The following is a 16,166-nucleotide window of genomic DNA, read 5'->3' as shown; positions in this document are numbered from 1 at the left end:
TGCTTTCGGCGCAGGGGTCATCGTTTGGGTGGTCACAGTCCCTCCGCGAGGGGTCCGAGAGTGAGTGCCGGGAAGTAGGTCAGGCCGGTGACGATCAGTACGACGCCGACGAGCATCGTGACGAACAGGGCCTTGTGGGTGGGCAGCGTTCCGCTGGTCACCGGGACCGGCTGCTGACGCGCGAACGAACCGGCCAGCGCGAGCACCAGGATCATCGGGACGAACCGGCCGAGCAGCATCACGATGCCGAGCGCGGTGTTGTAGAAGGTGGTGTTCGCGCTCAAACCGCCGAACGCGCTGCCGTTGTTGTTGGCCGCCGAGGTGAACGCGTAGAGCACCTCGGAGAAGCCGTGCGGGCTGTCGGTGTTGAAGATCGAGGCTCGTGCGCTGGCCAGACCCATCGCGACGGCCGCACCGGTGAGGACCAGCGACGGCGTCGCCAAGATGTAGAGGGACACGAGTTTCATCTCGCGCGCGGTGATCTTCTTGCGCAGGTACTCCGGTGTGCGGCCGACCATCAGGCCGGCGACGAACACGGCCAGAACGGCGAGCACGAGCATCCCGTACAAGCCGGAGCCGGTGCCGCCCGGTGTGACCTCGCCGAGCATCATGTGGAACAGCGCGGTGCCGCCACCGAGCGGGGTGAAGGAGTCGTGCGCGGAGTTCACCGCGCCGGTCGACGTACCGGTCGTGGAGGAGGCGAACAAGGCCGACGCCCATTCACCGAAGCGCGTTTCCTTGCCCTCCATCGCCGCGCCGGCCGCGTGCGTCGCCGTACCGGCGCCGTTGACCTCGAACGCGGTGGCGGCCGCGGTGAACGCGACCCAGAGCGTCGTCATCACGCCGAGGATCGCGTACCCCTGCCGCTTGTCGTTGACCATCAGACCGAAGGTGCGGGTCAAGGCCACCGGGATCAGCAGGAGCAGGAAGATCTCGAACAGGTTGGACATCCCGTTCGGGTTCTCGAAGGGATGCGCGGAGTTCGCGTTGTAGAAGCCACCACCGTTCGTGCCCAGCTCCTTGATCACCTCCTGGCTCGCCACCGGACCGCCGGGGATCGTTTGCGTCTGCCCGACCACCGTCGTCAGCTCGTGCCCGGACGACAGGTTCTGGACGACGCCGGTCGCCACCAGGACCAGTCCACCAACGATTGCCAGCGGCAACAGAACCCGCAGTACGGTCCGGGTCAGGTCGACCCAGAAGTTGCCCAGGCGTTCGGTCTTCGAGCGGGTGAAGCCCCGGATCACGGCGACCGCCACGGCGATGCCGACGGCCGCGGAGACGAAGTTCTGCACCGCGAGACCGGCGAACTGGACCAGGTGGCCCATCGTCACCTCGGGCGAGTACGACTGCCAGTTGGTGTTCGCCACGAACGACGCCGCGGTGTCGAAGGCCAGCGACGGCTCGACGCCCGGCAGCCCGTTGGAGAACGGCAGGTGAGCCTGCACGCGCTGCAGCACATAGAGCAGGATCAAACCGACCGCGGAGAACGCGAGCACCGACCGGGCGTAGACGGCCCAGGTCTGATCAGCTCTCGCGTCGACGCCGAGCAGCCTGTACGCCGTACGCTCGATCCGGTTGTCTGCGGTGGAGGTGTAGACCTTGGCCAGATACCCGCCCAAGGGCCGGTAAGCGGCGGCCAGGAGCAGGACCAGCAGGCCGACCTGGAGCAGGCCGGCAGCGGTGTCGGACATCAAAACCTCTCGGGAAAGATCAGGGCGGCGATCAGATACAGAACCAGCGCCGCGGCCACCACGAGACCCCCGATGTTCTCGGTGCTCACAGCTTCTCCACCCCTCGCAGCGCGAACCAGACCGCAGCGAACGTGGCCACACAGACGGCGAGGAACACAACGTCCTTCATGACTTGCCCCACCCCTCGGCTAAAGAGCTCATGTGACCACTGCACACCGCTCACTGCCCGGTCAGGAGCCTTCTCGCAGACCTCTCACGTCCCCACCGGCGTCTCTCACAGGACTCTCACAAACTATGGCTACTACGGCGTTGCCGCGAGCAATAGATTGGTCCGATGGAGGAGAAGCCTGGCCCGCTGTACGCCGCCGTCGTCGCGCCCGGATCGGCCATGATGTCCAGGTGATGCACCTCCGACTGATCCTTCCGCCCGACCGCACAGATCTGGTCGTGGATTCACTGGTGGCCGACGTTCGGACCACCAACATCGTCGTACTGCCGGCCGCCGCCAAGCGTCCGGCAGGCGATGTCGTGCACTGCGACGTCACGCGCGAGGCCACCTCCGACATCCTCGACTGGCTCAAGGACCAAGGCATCTACGAGGACGGAGCCGTCGCCCTGTCCACCGTCGACGCATCGCCTTCGCGCAACGCTCGGGAGACCGAAGAGGCAGCGCCCGGAGCTCCTGACGACGCAGTTGTGTGGGACGCGGTCGTCGACCAGGGGTACGCCGAAGCGCGCGGCTCGTGGGCGTTCTACGCGTTCCTCACCCTGGCGACGATGATCGCCGCGATCGCGGTCATCACCGACTCGGCCATCCTCGTGGTCGGCGCGATGGTCGTTGGGCCTGAATTCGGAGTAGTCGCCGCGTTGGCCCTCGGCCTCGCCCTGGGAAGAGTGCGGCTCACCTCGCAAGCCTTTGTTTTGCTGGCCAAGGGATTCCTGGTGGCGATCGTCCTGACCACGCTGGCCGCGCTCTTGGCCCGCGCCGTCGGCTGGATCGACACCGCTGACGTGACCGCCGCTCGCCCCCTGACCGGCTTCATCTGGCGCCCCGACAAGTGGTCGGCAGTCGTCGCCGTCCTGGCCGGCTGCGCCGGCGTACTGTCACAGACCGCAGGACGCTCCAACGCCCTGGTCGGCGTCTTCATCTCCGTCACCACCGTCCCGGCGGCCGGCGACCTCGCACTCTCGATCGCCCTCTGGGCGCCGCACCAGATCGGCGGCTCCGCCGCCCAACTGGGCATCAACCTCGCCGGAATGACCATCGCGGGAGTCGCCACACTCGTCCTGCAACGAATCCTGTGGCGGTGGCTGATCAACCGCCGGCTATCACTTCGGTACCGATGATCCCGACGACGAACCCGGCAACGATCAAGAGCCCACCGATCACCAGTCGATACCGCAGCACAGCCACCAGTCCGAGCAGGACGGCCAGCAGGCCGACGAGCCACACCAAGTTTCCGGGCATCCGGGAACTCTACTGAGCCGACACCACCGCCACCGCCGTCCTCAGAGCTCTCTAACAGACCTGTGGTCAGGCCTCAGGAGCCTTCCGCGAGCGGAATCGCGGACGGAACTTCGCGTCGTACTCCAGGTGCAGGTATCCCGACGAACGCAGGGCGAGATCGACCTGTGAGCCGCATTGCGGCTGGGACCTGCAGCGGTAGCGTCCCACCCTAGTTCAGCAGACCGGGGACAGCGTCTTCATGACCGCGAATCAGAAGGCCCGTCCAGCGGCATGCGGCTGATCGACAGGCCCGGATCTCTTCGATGAGCAAGGGGAGATAGGTCGGAGCAGCGGCGATCAAGTCGCGATGTCCCCGATCCGCATCACCAGGGTGGGTGCGGATGGGCAGAACGCCGCATCCGTACCTCGATTACCGGGCGACCGCAACAGTCACCGCCGTCGCCGCTCTCGCCGATGGCAACGACACCGCCTGCAACCCCGCGACCAGGGCCAGACAGATCGCAGGACTCCCCGCCGACAAGGGAAAACCGCATCCGACGGCGGATGGCGCCATCCCCAGCACTCGCTCCCCCGAGCGATGTTGCCGGAAAGTCAACGAGGGCGTTCCACCCGAGTCAACGGTGAAGCGGAGCGCAGAACCGTACGCCGAGTCGACCGGAACGATCGCGACAAGGTGAAGGCCAGAACCCCGGCGGCACATGGGCAATCAGGCAGGTGGGCGGGTCGTCGCGGCCGCCGCGGGTGCAGCATCAGCCAAAGACTGGGACGCAATTTCCACCCGACTCGCAAGGGTTTTGCAGCTTTTGACATCGCGATCGCTGACCCGACGGGCCGGTACGGCGGACTTTACGTTGCTCTGCAGAAATCGATCTCACCAACGGGGTCACGACCGTGGTTTACTCCTCCGGTTGCTCCGGCACCAAGGCCGGGGATTCGTGGAGGGGAACATCGTGCGGATCAGCAAGAAAGCAGTCGCCGTGGCCGTCGCCGTCGTGGCGGCGGTCGGTGGAGGGATCGCGGTCGCGTCGTCGGCCAGCGCGGCCGACCCGGTCGCGGCGGCCGGGTCTGTCCCGAACACCGAGGGATCGGTGTCGGGCTGGAACATCAAGAACGGCACCATCTTCGGCGCCGACATCGACCCGAACGTCGTCAAGTGGTTCACCGGCACCTACAACAACACCGTCACCACCGACAGCGTCAAAGACGGAGCGCTGACCGAGAAAGACCTCAGCGACGCCGTCAAGACCAAACTCAACGCCGTCGGCGGACCGGTCGGGCCCGCGGGGCCCGAAGGCCCGGCCGGCGCCAAGGGCGACGCCGGCGCGGACGGCGTGTCCGGACTCGCCGTAACCGCATCGACCAAGGTCGTACCCACCGGATTCTCCGAGATCAAGCTCGACTGCGCCGAGGGCAAGAAGGCACTGTCCGGCGGCCTCAAGTGGGACTCCGGCGCCAAGAGCGAAGCCAAGCACGTCGTACTCAACGGCAGCTACCCCAGCGACCTCGCCGACACCGAAGGCGTGTCCACCGCGACCTCCTGGACCATCGCCATCACCAACAACGCCCCCAACGAGATCACCGTCCAGCCCTTCCTCACCTGCGCCACCACGAACTGACACACTGCAGCGGCTCCCGAAATCCGGTAAGGGATTCGGGGGTCGCCCACAATCAAGGACAATCAACACAAAGTGGATGTCAAATGAAGCGCGCCGGATTCGCCCTGCTCGCCGTACCGCTGCTGGTCGGCTGCGGCAGCTCCACCGATACCAGCGCCCCCTTGCCATCGGTGGCAACCTCGACCAAACAACCCACCCGGCAGGCACCGCCTCCACCGACCGCCACACCGTCCGTGACCCCGAAGGCCAGCAAGGCGCCGACACCACAGCAGGTCGCTCTCGCCGACCTCGTCGTACCGTCGAAAACCTTCACCCGGACCTCAACCCGCGAATGGGACCGCGAACGCACCGGCCCCTTCGACACAGACCGGTTCGCCAAGATGCTGTCCGGTACGCCGGACGAAGACCGCCGCCTGTTCAAACGAACCGGCTTCGTCCGCGGCCACGTCAGCATCCGCATGGCCGCCGACGACCGGCGGCTGGTCGTCTACCTCTACCAGTTCCGCACCCACCAAGGCGCGGTTCAACTGCAGAACAGCTTCTGGGACCAGTACGACCACGGAGACCGCTTCACCGTCCGCGGCCTCGGCCGCACCTGGACCGACGCCGGGCTCAAGCAGTCGTCGACCCGCTACACCGCCACCGCGAACGTGAACTTTGCCGTCGGCAACATTCTCGTCGCGGTCAGCGTCACCGAGTCCAACAAGACCGGCAAAGGCCTCCGACCCGACACCGAACTCGCCGCCACCATCGCAAGACAGCAACGCGACCACCTCACCGGCGCCATCTAATCCACTGACGAAGCCCCACTCAACACCAGTGGCGGAGATGACGAAGCTGGTTCGAGCGCACCGACGCGCACGTCCACCGATCGGCAACGGGGCGATCCTTGACCACGAGTGCCGGCCGACCTTGCGGCCCGACACGGTGGTCGTGCTCCGCCCAAACGGTACGTCGTCGGACGCGTGCCAGTTCGGGATGGCGCCCGGGTCCGCGATCACGCGCAGCAGCGACGAAAGCATGCTGCATTTGCGCCGGGGGCCGCGCTGGCGGTTGGGGCTGTCGGCTGCCGTCACGACACCGGAGCATCGCGGATCTCACCTGATAACTCACCTCTATCAACAGCAAACAGCGTAGCTTCCTACACAACGCTCACATGCCAAGACCCGAATAAGCGCAGGTCATCACCATCTTCAAACGACACGGCGCTGCTCAGGCCGGACGGGGCAGGGTTCGGAGGAAATCGAGCAGGCGGTCGATGAAGACGGGCTCGTTCTCGAGGTGGGGCCAGTGGCCCGCGCCGTCGAGGATGAGGTGGTCCCAGTCGTCGCCGAGCGCCGCGGCCGTCCGTTCGATCGTGCCGGGCGGAGCCAGGTCGTTGGTGCCGCCGACCACGAGCCCTGGCATGGTGGGCGCGTGGGTCAGCTCAGGCGGAGTCCTGGGTGACATGTCGCGGTAGTACTGGATCGCGGCTTCGAGCGACGCCGGGTTCCGGAAGCAGGACTTGACCTCGGCGATCGCATGGTCGCGGGTCGGTCCGGACCAGTTGGGCGCCCACCGTCGGTAGAGCTTGTCGACGTAGCTGAAGTCGCCGCGGCGTAGGGACTCTGTGGCCAGCGGCAGTTTCAGGCGGGCGATGTGGCGGACTGTCCAGAAGAAGACCGGCGTCCGTGGGATCAGGGTCGGCAGGGGGAACGAGACAGGCACCAGCGCGCGGATGCGTTCTGGTGCCAGGGACGCGGCGCCATAGGCCAGGATTCCGCCCCAGTCGTGCCCGACGAGCACCGCGTCGCGCTCACCCAGGGCGTCGAGCAGCTTGCCCGTCTCCTGGGCCAGCTCCAACGGTCCGTACCCGAGGCCATCGACAACGGTCTCGGGGTGATAGCCCCGCAGCCATGGCGCCACGGCGCGGTAGCCGGCCGCTGCCACCTTCCCCATGATGCCCGACCAGCTGTGCGGCGTGTCGGGGAAGCCATGCCAGAACACGACGAGCGGCCCCTGGCCGCACTCGGCGAACACGAACGACTGCCCGGCGGATGTCCGGGCTCGCGACCACCTGACCATGCGGGGCTCCTCAGGAGGTTCCGGCGTGAAACGCGGTGCTGACCCGGCGCGGAGGCAGATCCCACTCGTCGTCGGACGTGCGGAGAACGGTGATCGCCGCGATCGCGAAGCACACCGCCATAAGACCCCAGGCCAGCGAGTCCATCACGACGTTCTGGAAGACGACGAACGCAACCACGTGACCGGGCTGGGACAGGATCATCGCGAGCCATCCGATCATCGGGATGCTCCCGCGCAGCGCCAGACCCATCAGGATGGCGCCGAGGACATGACCGATCACGAACAGCGCCGTACTGAGCCCAGCCGCACCGGCGGACCAGGTCGCGTCAATGAGCGCCGCAGCGCCGTCCCGTTGCTGCGCCGGAACGCCGGCTCCGGCCAGATACAGGCCGTCGAGGGCGAACATCGCGTAGCCGCCCAGGTACGCCGCCAGGTTGACGCCGAGCGCGATCGTGGTGAGGACCGGGCGCCGGCGTCTGGCGAGCCGCGCGAGGGCCAGGAAGGCTGGGACGACGGTCAGCGCCGCGAGGAATCCCAGCCAGACGACCACGCGCTGGCTGCTTGGATCGGCCGCGATCTGGTCCAGGGCTTTCCGTGTGTCGGAGTCATCGGTCATGAACAGGCGCGCGATGGTGACCGCGCTGGCCGGTATGAGCAGAACCACGGCGGCGACGACACGGTGCACGCGCCGGAGATCCCGAACTGGCCGGTGCTGGATCGAACTGTTGACCGCGCCGGAGCTCTGAGTAGTAGACACTGCACCCCTCCCCTCTGGCCGAGGATACTACTTTTATAGTGTCTTGTCACTACCTTTATAGTGTCCGCGTGACGACAACAAAAAGACGGGTTCTGGATGCCGCGATCGACCTGCTGGGCACCGAAGGCCTGCGCGCTCTCACCCATGGCCGCGTCGACGAACGTGCCGGCGTCGCCAAGGGCTCGACCTCGAACTACTTCCGCACTCGCGAGGCACTGATCACGGGGGTTGCCGAGTGGATCGCGCAGTACGAGATGCCCGGCGTGGAGCACGCGACCCAGCCGCGGACCGTCGACGAGTTCGTCGACGCGGTCTGCGCACTCGTCGAGGTCACCACCACCGGCGCCCACCGCACGCTCACCGCAGCCCGGCTGGTGCTCTTCCTCGAGGCGAACCACAACGACGACATCCGGCGGGTCATCACCGCCGGGCGCGCGACGATGGAGTCGGCCGTAGTGGTGTCACTGGCAGGTCTCGGCGCCAAGGATCCGCAAATCGCCGCCCGGGCCATCATGGCGTGCTGCGAAGGGATCAACCTGCACCGCATCGCACGCCACGACACCACCGACGCACGCCCCCTGCTGGAAATGGTCATCCGTGCCGCCCTGCCGACCGCCGTAGACGCCAAGCCGCCCTCGGCCGGTTGACCCCAAGAGAATACGAAACCATCATGACCGGCCAGTCAGGCCGCGTCACCGAAACTGTCACCAACTCTTTGCAGCAGTCCCGACAGCCGAGCCACCACCGCGGCGACACCATGTGCAGGCTTCGACGCAAAGTGGTCGCGAACATGCCTGGAACCTGAGAACACCGGCGTACTTGGGCCAACCCTGGTGACGGTTCGCCGTACCACAGCTGAAGTGTGGTTCGAGACCGAAGACGTTCGCGTCCGGCCCGTTGTTCGTGTACAGGCGATCTTCGGTGACGTGGGCAACCACCTGGTTCGCCTGCTGCACGTATTGGTGCGCCCACTCGTCCGGCTTCACACTGGCCGGCAACGCGTTGAAGGCAAGCCGTTCGAGTCGCTCGACGATTGGTTCGACGTGCCCCCACGTTTCGAGCGCGATCTCCAACGAGAACAGGTACTCGACAACCGCACACGTCTCGCTGCCCTGCGAAGGGTGCCGTCCGGCCAGGTGCTCGTCGCAACTGAACAGCCCGCTGGCCTGACCGTGGTACGTGTCGAGCTGACTGAGCATCCGCGTCAAGAGAGTCCGGTACGAGTCGTCGCCCGTCGTGCGCCACCCCTCCGGCGCCGCTTTCAGCCCCATCGCGATGTTCGGACCGTGAGTCGCGAGGTAGTCGTCGTTCATCCAGACACCGGTACGCCGCTGGAACTCGTGCAGTGCGGCGTCTGGGACCTTGTCCCGGTACGGCAGGTGGCCGGCGTACTCGAGCCAGTCGTAGCCCTGGCTATGAGCTACGGCAGCGAGGTCGAGCAGCTGCGTCAGCAACCGCGCGAACCGCAGTGCGGCCGGAACGATTCGTTCGTCCCCGGTCGCGTCGTGGTACTGCAGGAGCGCCTTCAGCACCACCATCCGCGGCCACACGTCGTAGTCACCGTGCTGCGCGTCCTGCCGCGTCGACGATTCACCGCCCCGCGGACCGAGCCAGCCGTCGTCACTCGGCGTGCGCGACCGCCAGCGCGCTCAGCACAGAAAAGTCGTTGGCGGTCACGATTGGACGGGGCACGAAACCGGCGGCACCACAGGCCCAGCGGGTCATCTCGTGGCAGGAGGTCTCGGGACCGGGCATCAGCCAGTTGATCAGCTTCATGGCGCCGACGCTAGCCAGCGGACTTCCGTATCGCCTCTGTCACGTGACTGATGTGCCCCAGCCGCTGATCAGTCACGTGACGGAGGCGAACGTCATCGCGATCCTCCTAGCGTTCGGGCCGTGAGAGCCGGGTCATATGCCGCGGCTGTCACCGTTGCGCACACCCCGCGTGTCCAGACCTACGAACACCTTCCCGACCAGCGAAGGGGAACACCATGGTCAGCCTGGACAAGACACTTCGACCCGCTGCCGCCTGCCCGGCGCGCAAGAGGCGATGGCGCCGCTGGTTGGCGGCAGCGTTGGCCATGCTGGTGGCCGCGCTGCTGTTCGGCGCGTACGGCTGGTAGCCGGTCGAAGACGGCCGTGCGTTCCGCTCGCCGTACCTGGCCCAGGTCGGCTCACGCTACGCCGACACCCCGATCGCCCGCTTCCACTACATCCAAGCCGGATCCGGCACACCAGTAGTCCTGCTCTCCCCCGGTGGCACCTCCGTCATCGGCTGGAAAGAGCAAGTCGACGTACTGGCTCGCGACCACACCGTCTACGTCGTCGACCTCCCCGGCCAGGGCTACACCCAGCTGAAGGACTCGGCCTTCGCCTTCGACCTGGACGCGATGGTTTCCGCCATCAGCGCGTTCCTGGACAGCCTCGGCGTACGCCGGGCCGCGCTGGCCGGCAACTCCTGGAGCGGAGGCTGGGCTCTGGCCTTCGCCCAACGCCACCCCGACCGCGTCAGGAAGCTCGCCCTGCTGGACGCCACCGGGTTGGACCTGCGCGGCACCTGGATGTGGGAATCCCTGAAGGTCCCTGTCATCGGCGAACTGGCCGTCAAGCTGTCCACCGGCCGGTCCACCGTCCGCGGGCTGGCCGAGGACATGATGGTCGACAAGGACCGCGTCACCGAGCAACTGGTGGACGAGTGGTGGGCTCCGATGACCTTCCACGACAACATCCGCGCCACCTATCTGCTGGAACGCCGGCTCGACTGGGCGCGCACCGAAAGCGCGCTTCCTGCATGCGTCATCGTGGGTGGTGGAACCCTCATGTCGAAGACCGTGCTGATCACCGGCGCGTCCACCGGAATCGGCCGGGCCACCGCGTTGCTGCTGGCCCGCAAGGGCTTCACCGTTCACGCCGGCGTGCGCAAGGAGGCCGACGGTGAGGCTCTCGGCCCCACCGTCGTCCCGATCACGCTCGATGTCACCGACGCCGGCCAGATCGCCGGCGTCGCCGAGCGGCTCGGTGGGCAGCTGGATCACCCTGCCCTTCGGCGGCCCACTGTGCTCGTCCAGGCGCGCCATCCGCTCCCTCAACGACGCGCTGCGAATGGAACTCAAGCCGTACGACGTGGCGGCCGTTCTCATCGAACCCGGCTCGATCCACACCGAGGCGGTCGGCAAGCTGGAAGACGAGGTCGAACCCCGCCTGGCCTCCCTCGGCGCGGAAGGCCGGCGGCTGTACGGCACGGCGTACCGCACCATGGTCACCAGCGGGCTGAAGGAGGAGCGCTCGGGATCCAGCCCCGAGGTCGTCGCCCGCGCCGTCCTGCACGCCCTCACCGCGCGCAGACCCCGCGCGCGTTACCCGGTCGGCGATGCCCTGACCGCCCTCGACCCGCTCTTCGCCAAGCTCGCCGTCGGCGCCGGCCACAACCTGTGGGGGCTGACCTGACGATGCGGGAGAAGGCCTTCGTCTGCCTGACCGCCGACCTGTGCCACCCGCACCTTGATGTGCCCTTGGCCATGCATGTGCAGATGGCCCTGGCCAACGGGGTCGAGCCCGAATCGATCAGGGAGCTCTACCGCCACGTGGCCCCGTACGTCGGCTACTCCGTCCTGGTCACCGCCTTCCAGCGCCTGGACGACCGAGGCGGAGGACACCGCTTCGATCCAGCCGCTGCCGCCGACGCACGAAATCGGTCAACGTCCCGCAGCCGACCTCGCCCGGGCTTGGGCCGCCCCGAAGTCCTACTCCCCCGGCAAGCCGCGCACCCTTCGACAACGGGAGAACGTCCGTGAACCGCCCATCGAGGCGTTCGTCGTCGACCTTGCTCGGCACGATCATTGCCTTCGACAACAACATCGTGCCGAGGAGCTGCGCCCGGTCTGCAGGACCTTCCTACGCGGTGTGGGTCTGCCGGCGTCGGTACAGCCACATGCCGGCGAAGGCGATGGCGGCTCCGCCGAGGCCTGATGCGCCGGCCTGCAACGCCTCGGCCGCGGTGTCGTCGACCAAACTGAGGTTGGCGTCGGTGCTGGGCTGGGTCGGGACCGGGTAGGACGAAGCGGAGGTCGGGTAGTTCGGCGGGCCGGCTTCCTTCGGTACGACGGCAGCGGGGCGCTGGTCGTCGGGTGGCAGTTTGGCGTTCGACTGTGCCGAGGTGAACGCGAGCGCAGCAACGGCGAGGACGGGTGTCGCGATGATCAAACGCTTGTGGTTCATGGCTCCTCCTGTGGAGTTCGGTTTCAACCACACTCCGTCGGTGGACGGGGTCAGCACATCGGCCAACCGCGCGGGCGTCGCCGTGGCGTTTCCTTAGCCGGCTGTCGCCGATGCCTTACGTGAGGTCCCGTGCCGGTGCGGCCGGGCGCATGATGGTGGGGTGGGCGCGGCGATGATCGGGCGCGAGACGGAGCTCGAGCTGCTCAGGGAGCTGACGGCCGGACTGTCGGGAAGGTCGGCCGTCGCGGTCGTGCGGGGTGATGCGGGGATCGGCAAGACGACGCTGGTCCGTGCCGCCGTGGCAGTTGCCGATGCTGCGGGGTCACGGATCCTGAGCGGTGCCTGCGCGCCCTTGTCCGGCGCGGTGGCGTACGGAGGCCTGGACCTGGCACTCGGGGCGGGCCGGGATGTTGCCGGCCGGGTGTTCCCGTCGGTCGCGGCGGGTCGGGCCTGGGCTGTCGAGTCGATGATGCGCACAGTGGGCGAGATCGCCGAGGGCGGCGCGGTGCTCGTCGTCGAGGACGTGCACTGGGCGGACCTGTCGACCTTGGATTTCCTGGCGCACCTGAGCCGCAACCTCCCCGCGACGGGTCTGTTGGTCCTGCTGACATGGAGGGACGAGGACGCTGAACCCCAGCACACGCGCTGGCTCGGAGAACAGTTGCGCATCTTGGCGGTCACGGACGTACCCCTTAGACCGCTGACCCTGGAGGAGACCGCTCGTCAACTGCCGGAGTGTTCCGCTGAGGTCGTCGCAGCGGTGTACGCGCGAAGCGCCGGCAACCCTTACCTCAACGCCGAGCTGGCCGGCAGTGCCGCGGAACCGTCGGAGTCGCTGCGCCAGGTGCTGGTCTCGAGGCTTGACGCGGTGGGGTTGCCCGCCCGCACGGTGGTCGCCGCAACGTCGACCCTCGGCCGGGGTCTGACCGACGACGAGATGCTCGCCGCGGCCTCAGGCTCCGTAGACGCCGTACGCGAGGCGTACGCGGCAGGCCTCGTGGTACGCGAGCGAGGGCACGGGGCGATGGCTCGTCACCCCGTGCTCGCCGAGCTCGCGTACGAGGAGCTGTTGTCGCCAGATCGGCGCCAGCTACACCGCAGGCTGGCAGGGTGCTTGGAGGCAGTCCTTCCCGAGCGGCCGAGTGCGGCCGCGGTCGCGGAAGTCGCTGAGCAGTATCGCCGCGCAGAGGACGCCGACGACGGGCTCGTCTGGTCAGTACGGGCCGCTGCGGCCGCCGAGCAGGGGTACGCGATCGCTGAGGCCGGTCACTGGTACGCCGTGGCAGCGTCCTTCTGGGGTTCCGCCCACCACGCGCCGGCCGACGTACCCGAGAAGCTGGCGCTGCTGGTGTCCGCGGCGACCCACCTCGGCTCTGTCGGTCAAACGGACACGGCCATGAGGCTGCTGGAGGGCGATCTGACGGCGATGTCCAGTACGCGCACGGAGGTACTGCGGGCTGCGTTGACGCGCTGTTGGATTGGGACCACAGTCGGGGACACCGCGCAGGCGCTGCGCGACGTGGAGCTCGCTCAGCGGTTGGCGTCGGCCGACGACGAGCCCACGTGGGCCAGGATCTGCGCGTACCAGGCAATGGCGCTCGGCACCTGCTCACGGTGGGACGAGGCGGAGGCACCGGCGCGGATCGCGCTCGAACTCGGCGCGAGGTCCGCGGACCTCCGGACCGTCGGCACGGCTCATGCCCTGCTCGGTAGCAGGGCGGCCGTTTCAGGTCTGTTTCCGCAAGCGCTCGGACACCACCAGACCGCGCTCGCGATCGCGCAGCAGCTGGCTGAACCCGAGGACCTCGCGATGGCCGGAGTCCTGCTGACCGACGCCTACCTGCGGCTGGGGGACGCGGACCGAGCCGCCGAGGTCGCCCGCTTCGTCGGGCCGCGGGTACGCCGGCTGATGCTGGGCCGGCACTGGCTCGAAGACCTCATGGACGGCAACGTCGTGCAGGCCCTGTACGGGTCCGGTCGGTGGGACGAGGCTGTGGCCTGGATGTCCGAACCGTCGGCACCGTCCGATCTGGGCTTCTTCCAGGTGATGGTGGTGCGCCTGCACCTGGCGCGCGGTGACATCGCGGCAGCGGAACAGTCGCTGCGTCAAGCGGAGTCCCTGACCGAACGTGATCAGCCACTGTTCGTCGGATCGTACGGCGAAGCGCGAACCCGCCTCCTGTTGCAGACCGGTCGTGCGGAGGAGGCGCTCGAGCTGGCGTTGTCAGTGGCCGGCACCGTGCACGCAAGCGCTGACGAGGATGTGCAGGTCGGGCTCCTGCTCGCCGGTTGCGCGGCCGCTGCGGCTGTCCGTGCGCCTGACCGCCTCGAACAGTTGGTGTCGCGCCTCGGCGGCGTACCCGGAGGCCGGACACGCACGGCCATGTCCGCGGTGATCGATGGCGAGCGATCGCGCGCGATGGGCACCTTCGACCCGGATCCGTGGCTGCTCGCGGCGCGGGAATGGTCCGCGCTCGGCCGGCCGTACGAGGAGGCGCAAGCACGCCTCCGCGCCGCCGAGGCGGTCCTCGCCGGCCGGCCCGGCGCAGCCGCCCGACCCGCGGCCGCCGAACAACTCGTCACGGCACGGCGGCTCGCCGAACGCCTGCGCGCGGCACCCCTGCTCGAACAGATCGCCAAACTCGCACGACTCGCCCGCATCGACACCGGACAAGGCGACCCGGCCGACGTCGCCGCGGGGCCGGAACTCAGCCCGGCAGGTTCGCCCGCCCTCACCGACCGCGAGCAGCAGGTCCTGGCGCTGCTGGCCGACGGACTCACCAACCGCGAGATCGGCAAGGCCCTCTACATGAGCCCCAAGACAGCAAGCGTCCACGTCACGCACATCCTGGACAAGCTCGAGGTCCGAACCAGGGTGCAAGCAGCCGCCGTCGCCGCGCGCCTCGGTCTGGACAAACCACCGCCGACGTGACGTTCGAGCCGAGCGCTTCGCCGGTACGGCGTTGCGCCCGGACCGGATCTGCGGCGCGATCGCCGCCCGGCGAGGCGTCCACAACGTGACCGGCCGACGCCGCGCCGCCGTGCGCGTCGTACTGTGATGAGTCATGGGCTGGCTCAGGACCTGGAAGGAAGCAGCTGCGCGGCAGGAGCTGGCCGCGCTGAGCGAGAGGCTCGCTGCGGAGAGTGCGGAACAGCCTGGTCTGCGGGCCGTGGTGGATCAGCACGCGGCGGCGGTTCGCGACATTCTGACGCTGACGCCCGGGCACGCCGGACCGATCGAGCTGGCCGAGTACGCCCGGGGCGTTCTGGACGCCGCCACGGATCTGGGGTGGCGGCTGCGCTCGGATCACGTGGTCACCGACTGGGTTTCGCTCCGGCTGCTCGCCACGTGCAGTCTGGCATCCCGGCCGCACCACCACTCGGGTGACCTCGCCGCCCTTCCGAGCTTGTGAACAACAGCGGGAGCCCCTGGGCGCTGTCTGCGAGCCGGCGCCCAGGGGCAGTTCGTGTCCCGTCGTAGGAGGACTGATCAGGTGACGTCGCGCTGCGAAGCCTGCGGATCGGTGCGCTGGTCGCCCATGGCCGTGCTGCCGAGCCCGGTGTAGCCGCTGCTGCTCTGACCGCTGACGGGCTCGTTCGGCCGGGTCTCCCAGTGGCTTCGTTCAGCGTCTTCCCGGCCTCGCTGGTAGGCCTCTTCGCGGGAACGTGCGCTCGGAAGGTCCTCTTCGGCCCGGGCCAGCCAGCGGTCCCAGCGCTGCTGCATCGGACGGATCATGCCGCCGCCCATGCCGACGACGATGACGCCACCGACGGTCGCCAGGACCGCGATCAGAACCGGGGTGGTGACGGTGGTGGCCACGCCGATCTGGTTCAGCGCCGCGATCACGCCCAGCGCGATCACGAAGATCTGGACCGCCTTGGCGACGAACTGCCCGTAGCTCAGAGCGCTCAGCGCGCTGCCGATCAGGTCGCGCAGCACGTTGGCGATGGCCGCTGCCACCACGACGATGACGATGGCGACGACCGCTCGCGGCAGCCAGCCCACGATCGAGGCCAGCAGGTCACTGACCGGATTCGGACCGAAGACCCCGAACGCGAACTGCAGGGCGATCAGGAGCACCGCGTAGTACACCAGAGCGGCGATGAGCCCGCTGGCGTCGTACTTCGACTGTTCCAGCGCGCGCCGCACGCCACCGCGCTCGACCGCGCGGTCGAACCCCACGCGGTCGAGTGCTACGTTCACGAGCTTGCGCAGCGCCTTGGCCACCAGCCAGCCGACCAGCAGGATCACCAGGCAGACGGCCAGTTTCGGCAGGAACGTGATGATTGCGCCCACCGCGTCGTTCCAGGACTGTGTCAGATTCATTGATCCGCTTCCCTCTCGATCA

The 16,166-nt window shown here is 68.0% G+C and carries 17 protein-coding genes; 8 read left to right on the top strand and 9 right to left on the bottom strand.

The window, feature by feature from the left end:
• Positions 1–32 precede the first annotated feature (32 nt).
• A complete protein-coding gene (kdpA, locus tag ACQPXM_RS06170; protein ID WP_432945668.1) occupies positions 33–1,694 on the bottom strand; it encodes a potassium-transporting ATPase subunit KdpA in 1,662 nt (553 codons plus the stop codon).
• Positions 1,694–1,783, bottom strand: coding sequence for a K(+)-transporting ATPase subunit F (gene kdpF / locus ACQPXM_RS06165; RefSeq protein WP_432945666.1), 90 nt, complete (start codon positions 1,781–1,783; stop codon positions 1,694–1,696). Before kdpF ends, kdpA begins: the two co-directional genes overlap by 1 nt.
• Before the next feature lie 370 nt (positions 1,784–2,153).
• Between kdpF and ACQPXM_RS06160 the strand changes: the two genes are divergently transcribed.
• Positions 2,154–3,041 (top strand): DUF389 domain-containing protein, encoded by an 888-nt coding sequence (locus ACQPXM_RS06160; RefSeq protein ID WP_432945664.1) that lies wholly within the window; start codon positions 2,154–2,156, stop codon positions 3,039–3,041.
• Here ACQPXM_RS06160 and ACQPXM_RS06155 read toward each other — a convergent pair.
• A complete protein-coding gene (locus ACQPXM_RS06155) occupies positions 3,010–3,162 on the bottom strand; it encodes a hypothetical protein (protein WP_432945662.1) in 153 nt (50 codons plus the stop codon). The genes ACQPXM_RS06160 and ACQPXM_RS06155 overlap by 32 nt on opposite strands.
• 950 nt (positions 3,163–4,112) lie before the next feature.
• On the opposite strand from ACQPXM_RS06155, the gene ACQPXM_RS06150 reads away from it, so the two are divergent.
• Positions 4,113–4,778 carry a hypothetical protein gene (locus ACQPXM_RS06150; protein WP_432945660.1) on the top strand — a complete coding sequence of 222 codons (666 nt, stop codon included), beginning with the start codon at positions 4,113–4,115 and terminating at the stop codon, positions 4,776–4,778.
• 83 nt (positions 4,779–4,861) lie between these two features.
• Positions 4,862–5,569 (top strand): hypothetical protein, encoded by a 708-nt coding sequence (locus tag ACQPXM_RS06145; RefSeq protein ID WP_432945659.1) that lies wholly within the window; start codon positions 4,862–4,864, stop codon positions 5,567–5,569.
• Between the two features lie 421 nt (positions 5,570–5,990).
• Here the strand turns inward: ACQPXM_RS06145 and ACQPXM_RS06140 are convergent, their stop codons facing one another.
• Positions 5,991–6,842, bottom strand: coding sequence for an alpha/beta fold hydrolase (locus ACQPXM_RS06140; RefSeq protein ID WP_432945657.1), 852 nt, complete (start codon positions 6,840–6,842; stop codon positions 5,991–5,993).
• Positions 6,843–6,852: 10 nt separating this feature from the next.
• Complete coding sequence (locus tag ACQPXM_RS06135) at positions 6,853–7,527, bottom strand: hypothetical protein (RefSeq protein ID WP_432945655.1); 675 nt, start codon at positions 7,525–7,527, stop codon at positions 6,853–6,855.
• A gap of 140 nt (positions 7,528–7,667) precedes the next feature.
• On the opposite strand from ACQPXM_RS06135, the gene ACQPXM_RS06130 reads away from it, so the two are divergent.
• Entirely contained in the window at positions 7,668–8,246 is a 579-nt protein-coding gene (locus ACQPXM_RS06130) for a TetR/AcrR family transcriptional regulator (RefSeq protein WP_432945653.1), read from the top strand.
• A gap of 57 nt (positions 8,247–8,303) precedes the next feature.
• On the opposite strand, the gene ACQPXM_RS06125 is transcribed toward ACQPXM_RS06130, so the two are convergent.
• Both ACQPXM_RS06125 and ACQPXM_RS06120 read right to left on the bottom strand, forming a co-directional pair.
• Positions 8,304–9,149 carry a beta-L-arabinofuranosidase domain-containing protein gene (locus tag ACQPXM_RS06125; RefSeq protein WP_432945651.1) on the bottom strand — a complete coding sequence of 282 codons (846 nt, stop codon included), beginning with the start codon at positions 9,147–9,149 and terminating at the stop codon, positions 8,304–8,306.
• 70 nt (positions 9,150–9,219) lie between these two features.
• Positions 9,220–9,375, bottom strand: coding sequence for a hypothetical protein (locus tag ACQPXM_RS06120; RefSeq protein ID WP_432945649.1), 156 nt, complete (start codon positions 9,373–9,375; stop codon positions 9,220–9,222).
• A gap of 215 nt (positions 9,376–9,590) precedes the next feature.
• On the opposite strand from ACQPXM_RS06120, the gene ACQPXM_RS06115 reads away from it, so the two are divergent.
• Together ACQPXM_RS06115 and ACQPXM_RS06110 are read left to right on the top strand one after the other, a co-directional pair.
• Positions 9,591–9,722 (top strand): hypothetical protein, encoded by a 132-nt coding sequence (locus ACQPXM_RS06115; protein WP_432945647.1) that lies wholly within the window; start codon positions 9,591–9,593, stop codon positions 9,720–9,722.
• A gap of 36 nt (positions 9,723–9,758) precedes the next feature.
• The gene (locus ACQPXM_RS06110) at positions 9,759–11,393 is read left to right on the top strand and encodes an alpha/beta fold hydrolase (protein ID WP_432950955.1); all 1,635 of its coding nucleotides are present in this window, start codon (positions 9,759–9,761) and stop codon (positions 11,391–11,393) included.
• Between the two features lie 100 nt (positions 11,394–11,493).
• Here the strand turns inward: ACQPXM_RS06110 and ACQPXM_RS06105 are convergent, their stop codons facing one another.
• Positions 11,494–11,817, bottom strand: a complete 324-nt coding sequence (locus ACQPXM_RS06105) for a hypothetical protein (protein ID WP_432945645.1) — start codon at positions 11,815–11,817, stop codon at positions 11,494–11,496.
• Between the two features lie 160 nt (positions 11,818–11,977).
• On the opposite strand from ACQPXM_RS06105, the gene ACQPXM_RS06100 reads away from it, so the two are divergent.
• Both ACQPXM_RS06100 and ACQPXM_RS06095 read left to right on the top strand, forming a co-directional pair.
• Positions 11,978–14,749 carry a LuxR C-terminal-related transcriptional regulator gene (locus tag ACQPXM_RS06100; RefSeq protein WP_432945644.1) on the top strand — a complete coding sequence of 924 codons (2,772 nt, stop codon included), beginning with the start codon at positions 11,978–11,980 and terminating at the stop codon, positions 14,747–14,749.
• Between the two features lie 133 nt (positions 14,750–14,882).
• Positions 14,883–15,230 carry a DUF6401 family natural product biosynthesis protein gene (locus ACQPXM_RS06095; protein WP_432945642.1) on the top strand — a complete coding sequence of 116 codons (348 nt, stop codon included), beginning with the start codon at positions 14,883–14,885 and terminating at the stop codon, positions 15,228–15,230.
• Between the two features lie 77 nt (positions 15,231–15,307).
• Here the strand turns inward: ACQPXM_RS06095 and ACQPXM_RS06090 are convergent, their stop codons facing one another.
• Positions 15,308–16,144, bottom strand: a complete 837-nt coding sequence (locus ACQPXM_RS06090) for a mechanosensitive ion channel family protein (protein WP_432945640.1) — start codon at positions 16,142–16,144, stop codon at positions 15,308–15,310.
• Between the last annotated feature and the right edge of the window lie 22 nt (positions 16,145–16,166).

It is taken from the genome of Kribbella sp. CA-253562 (assembly GCF_050942265.1).
In the GTDB taxonomy this organism is placed as follows: Bacteria; Actinomycetota; Actinomycetes; order Propionibacteriales; family Kribbellaceae; genus Kribbella.
This window is presented reverse-complemented; position numbering and strand designations above follow the sequence as displayed.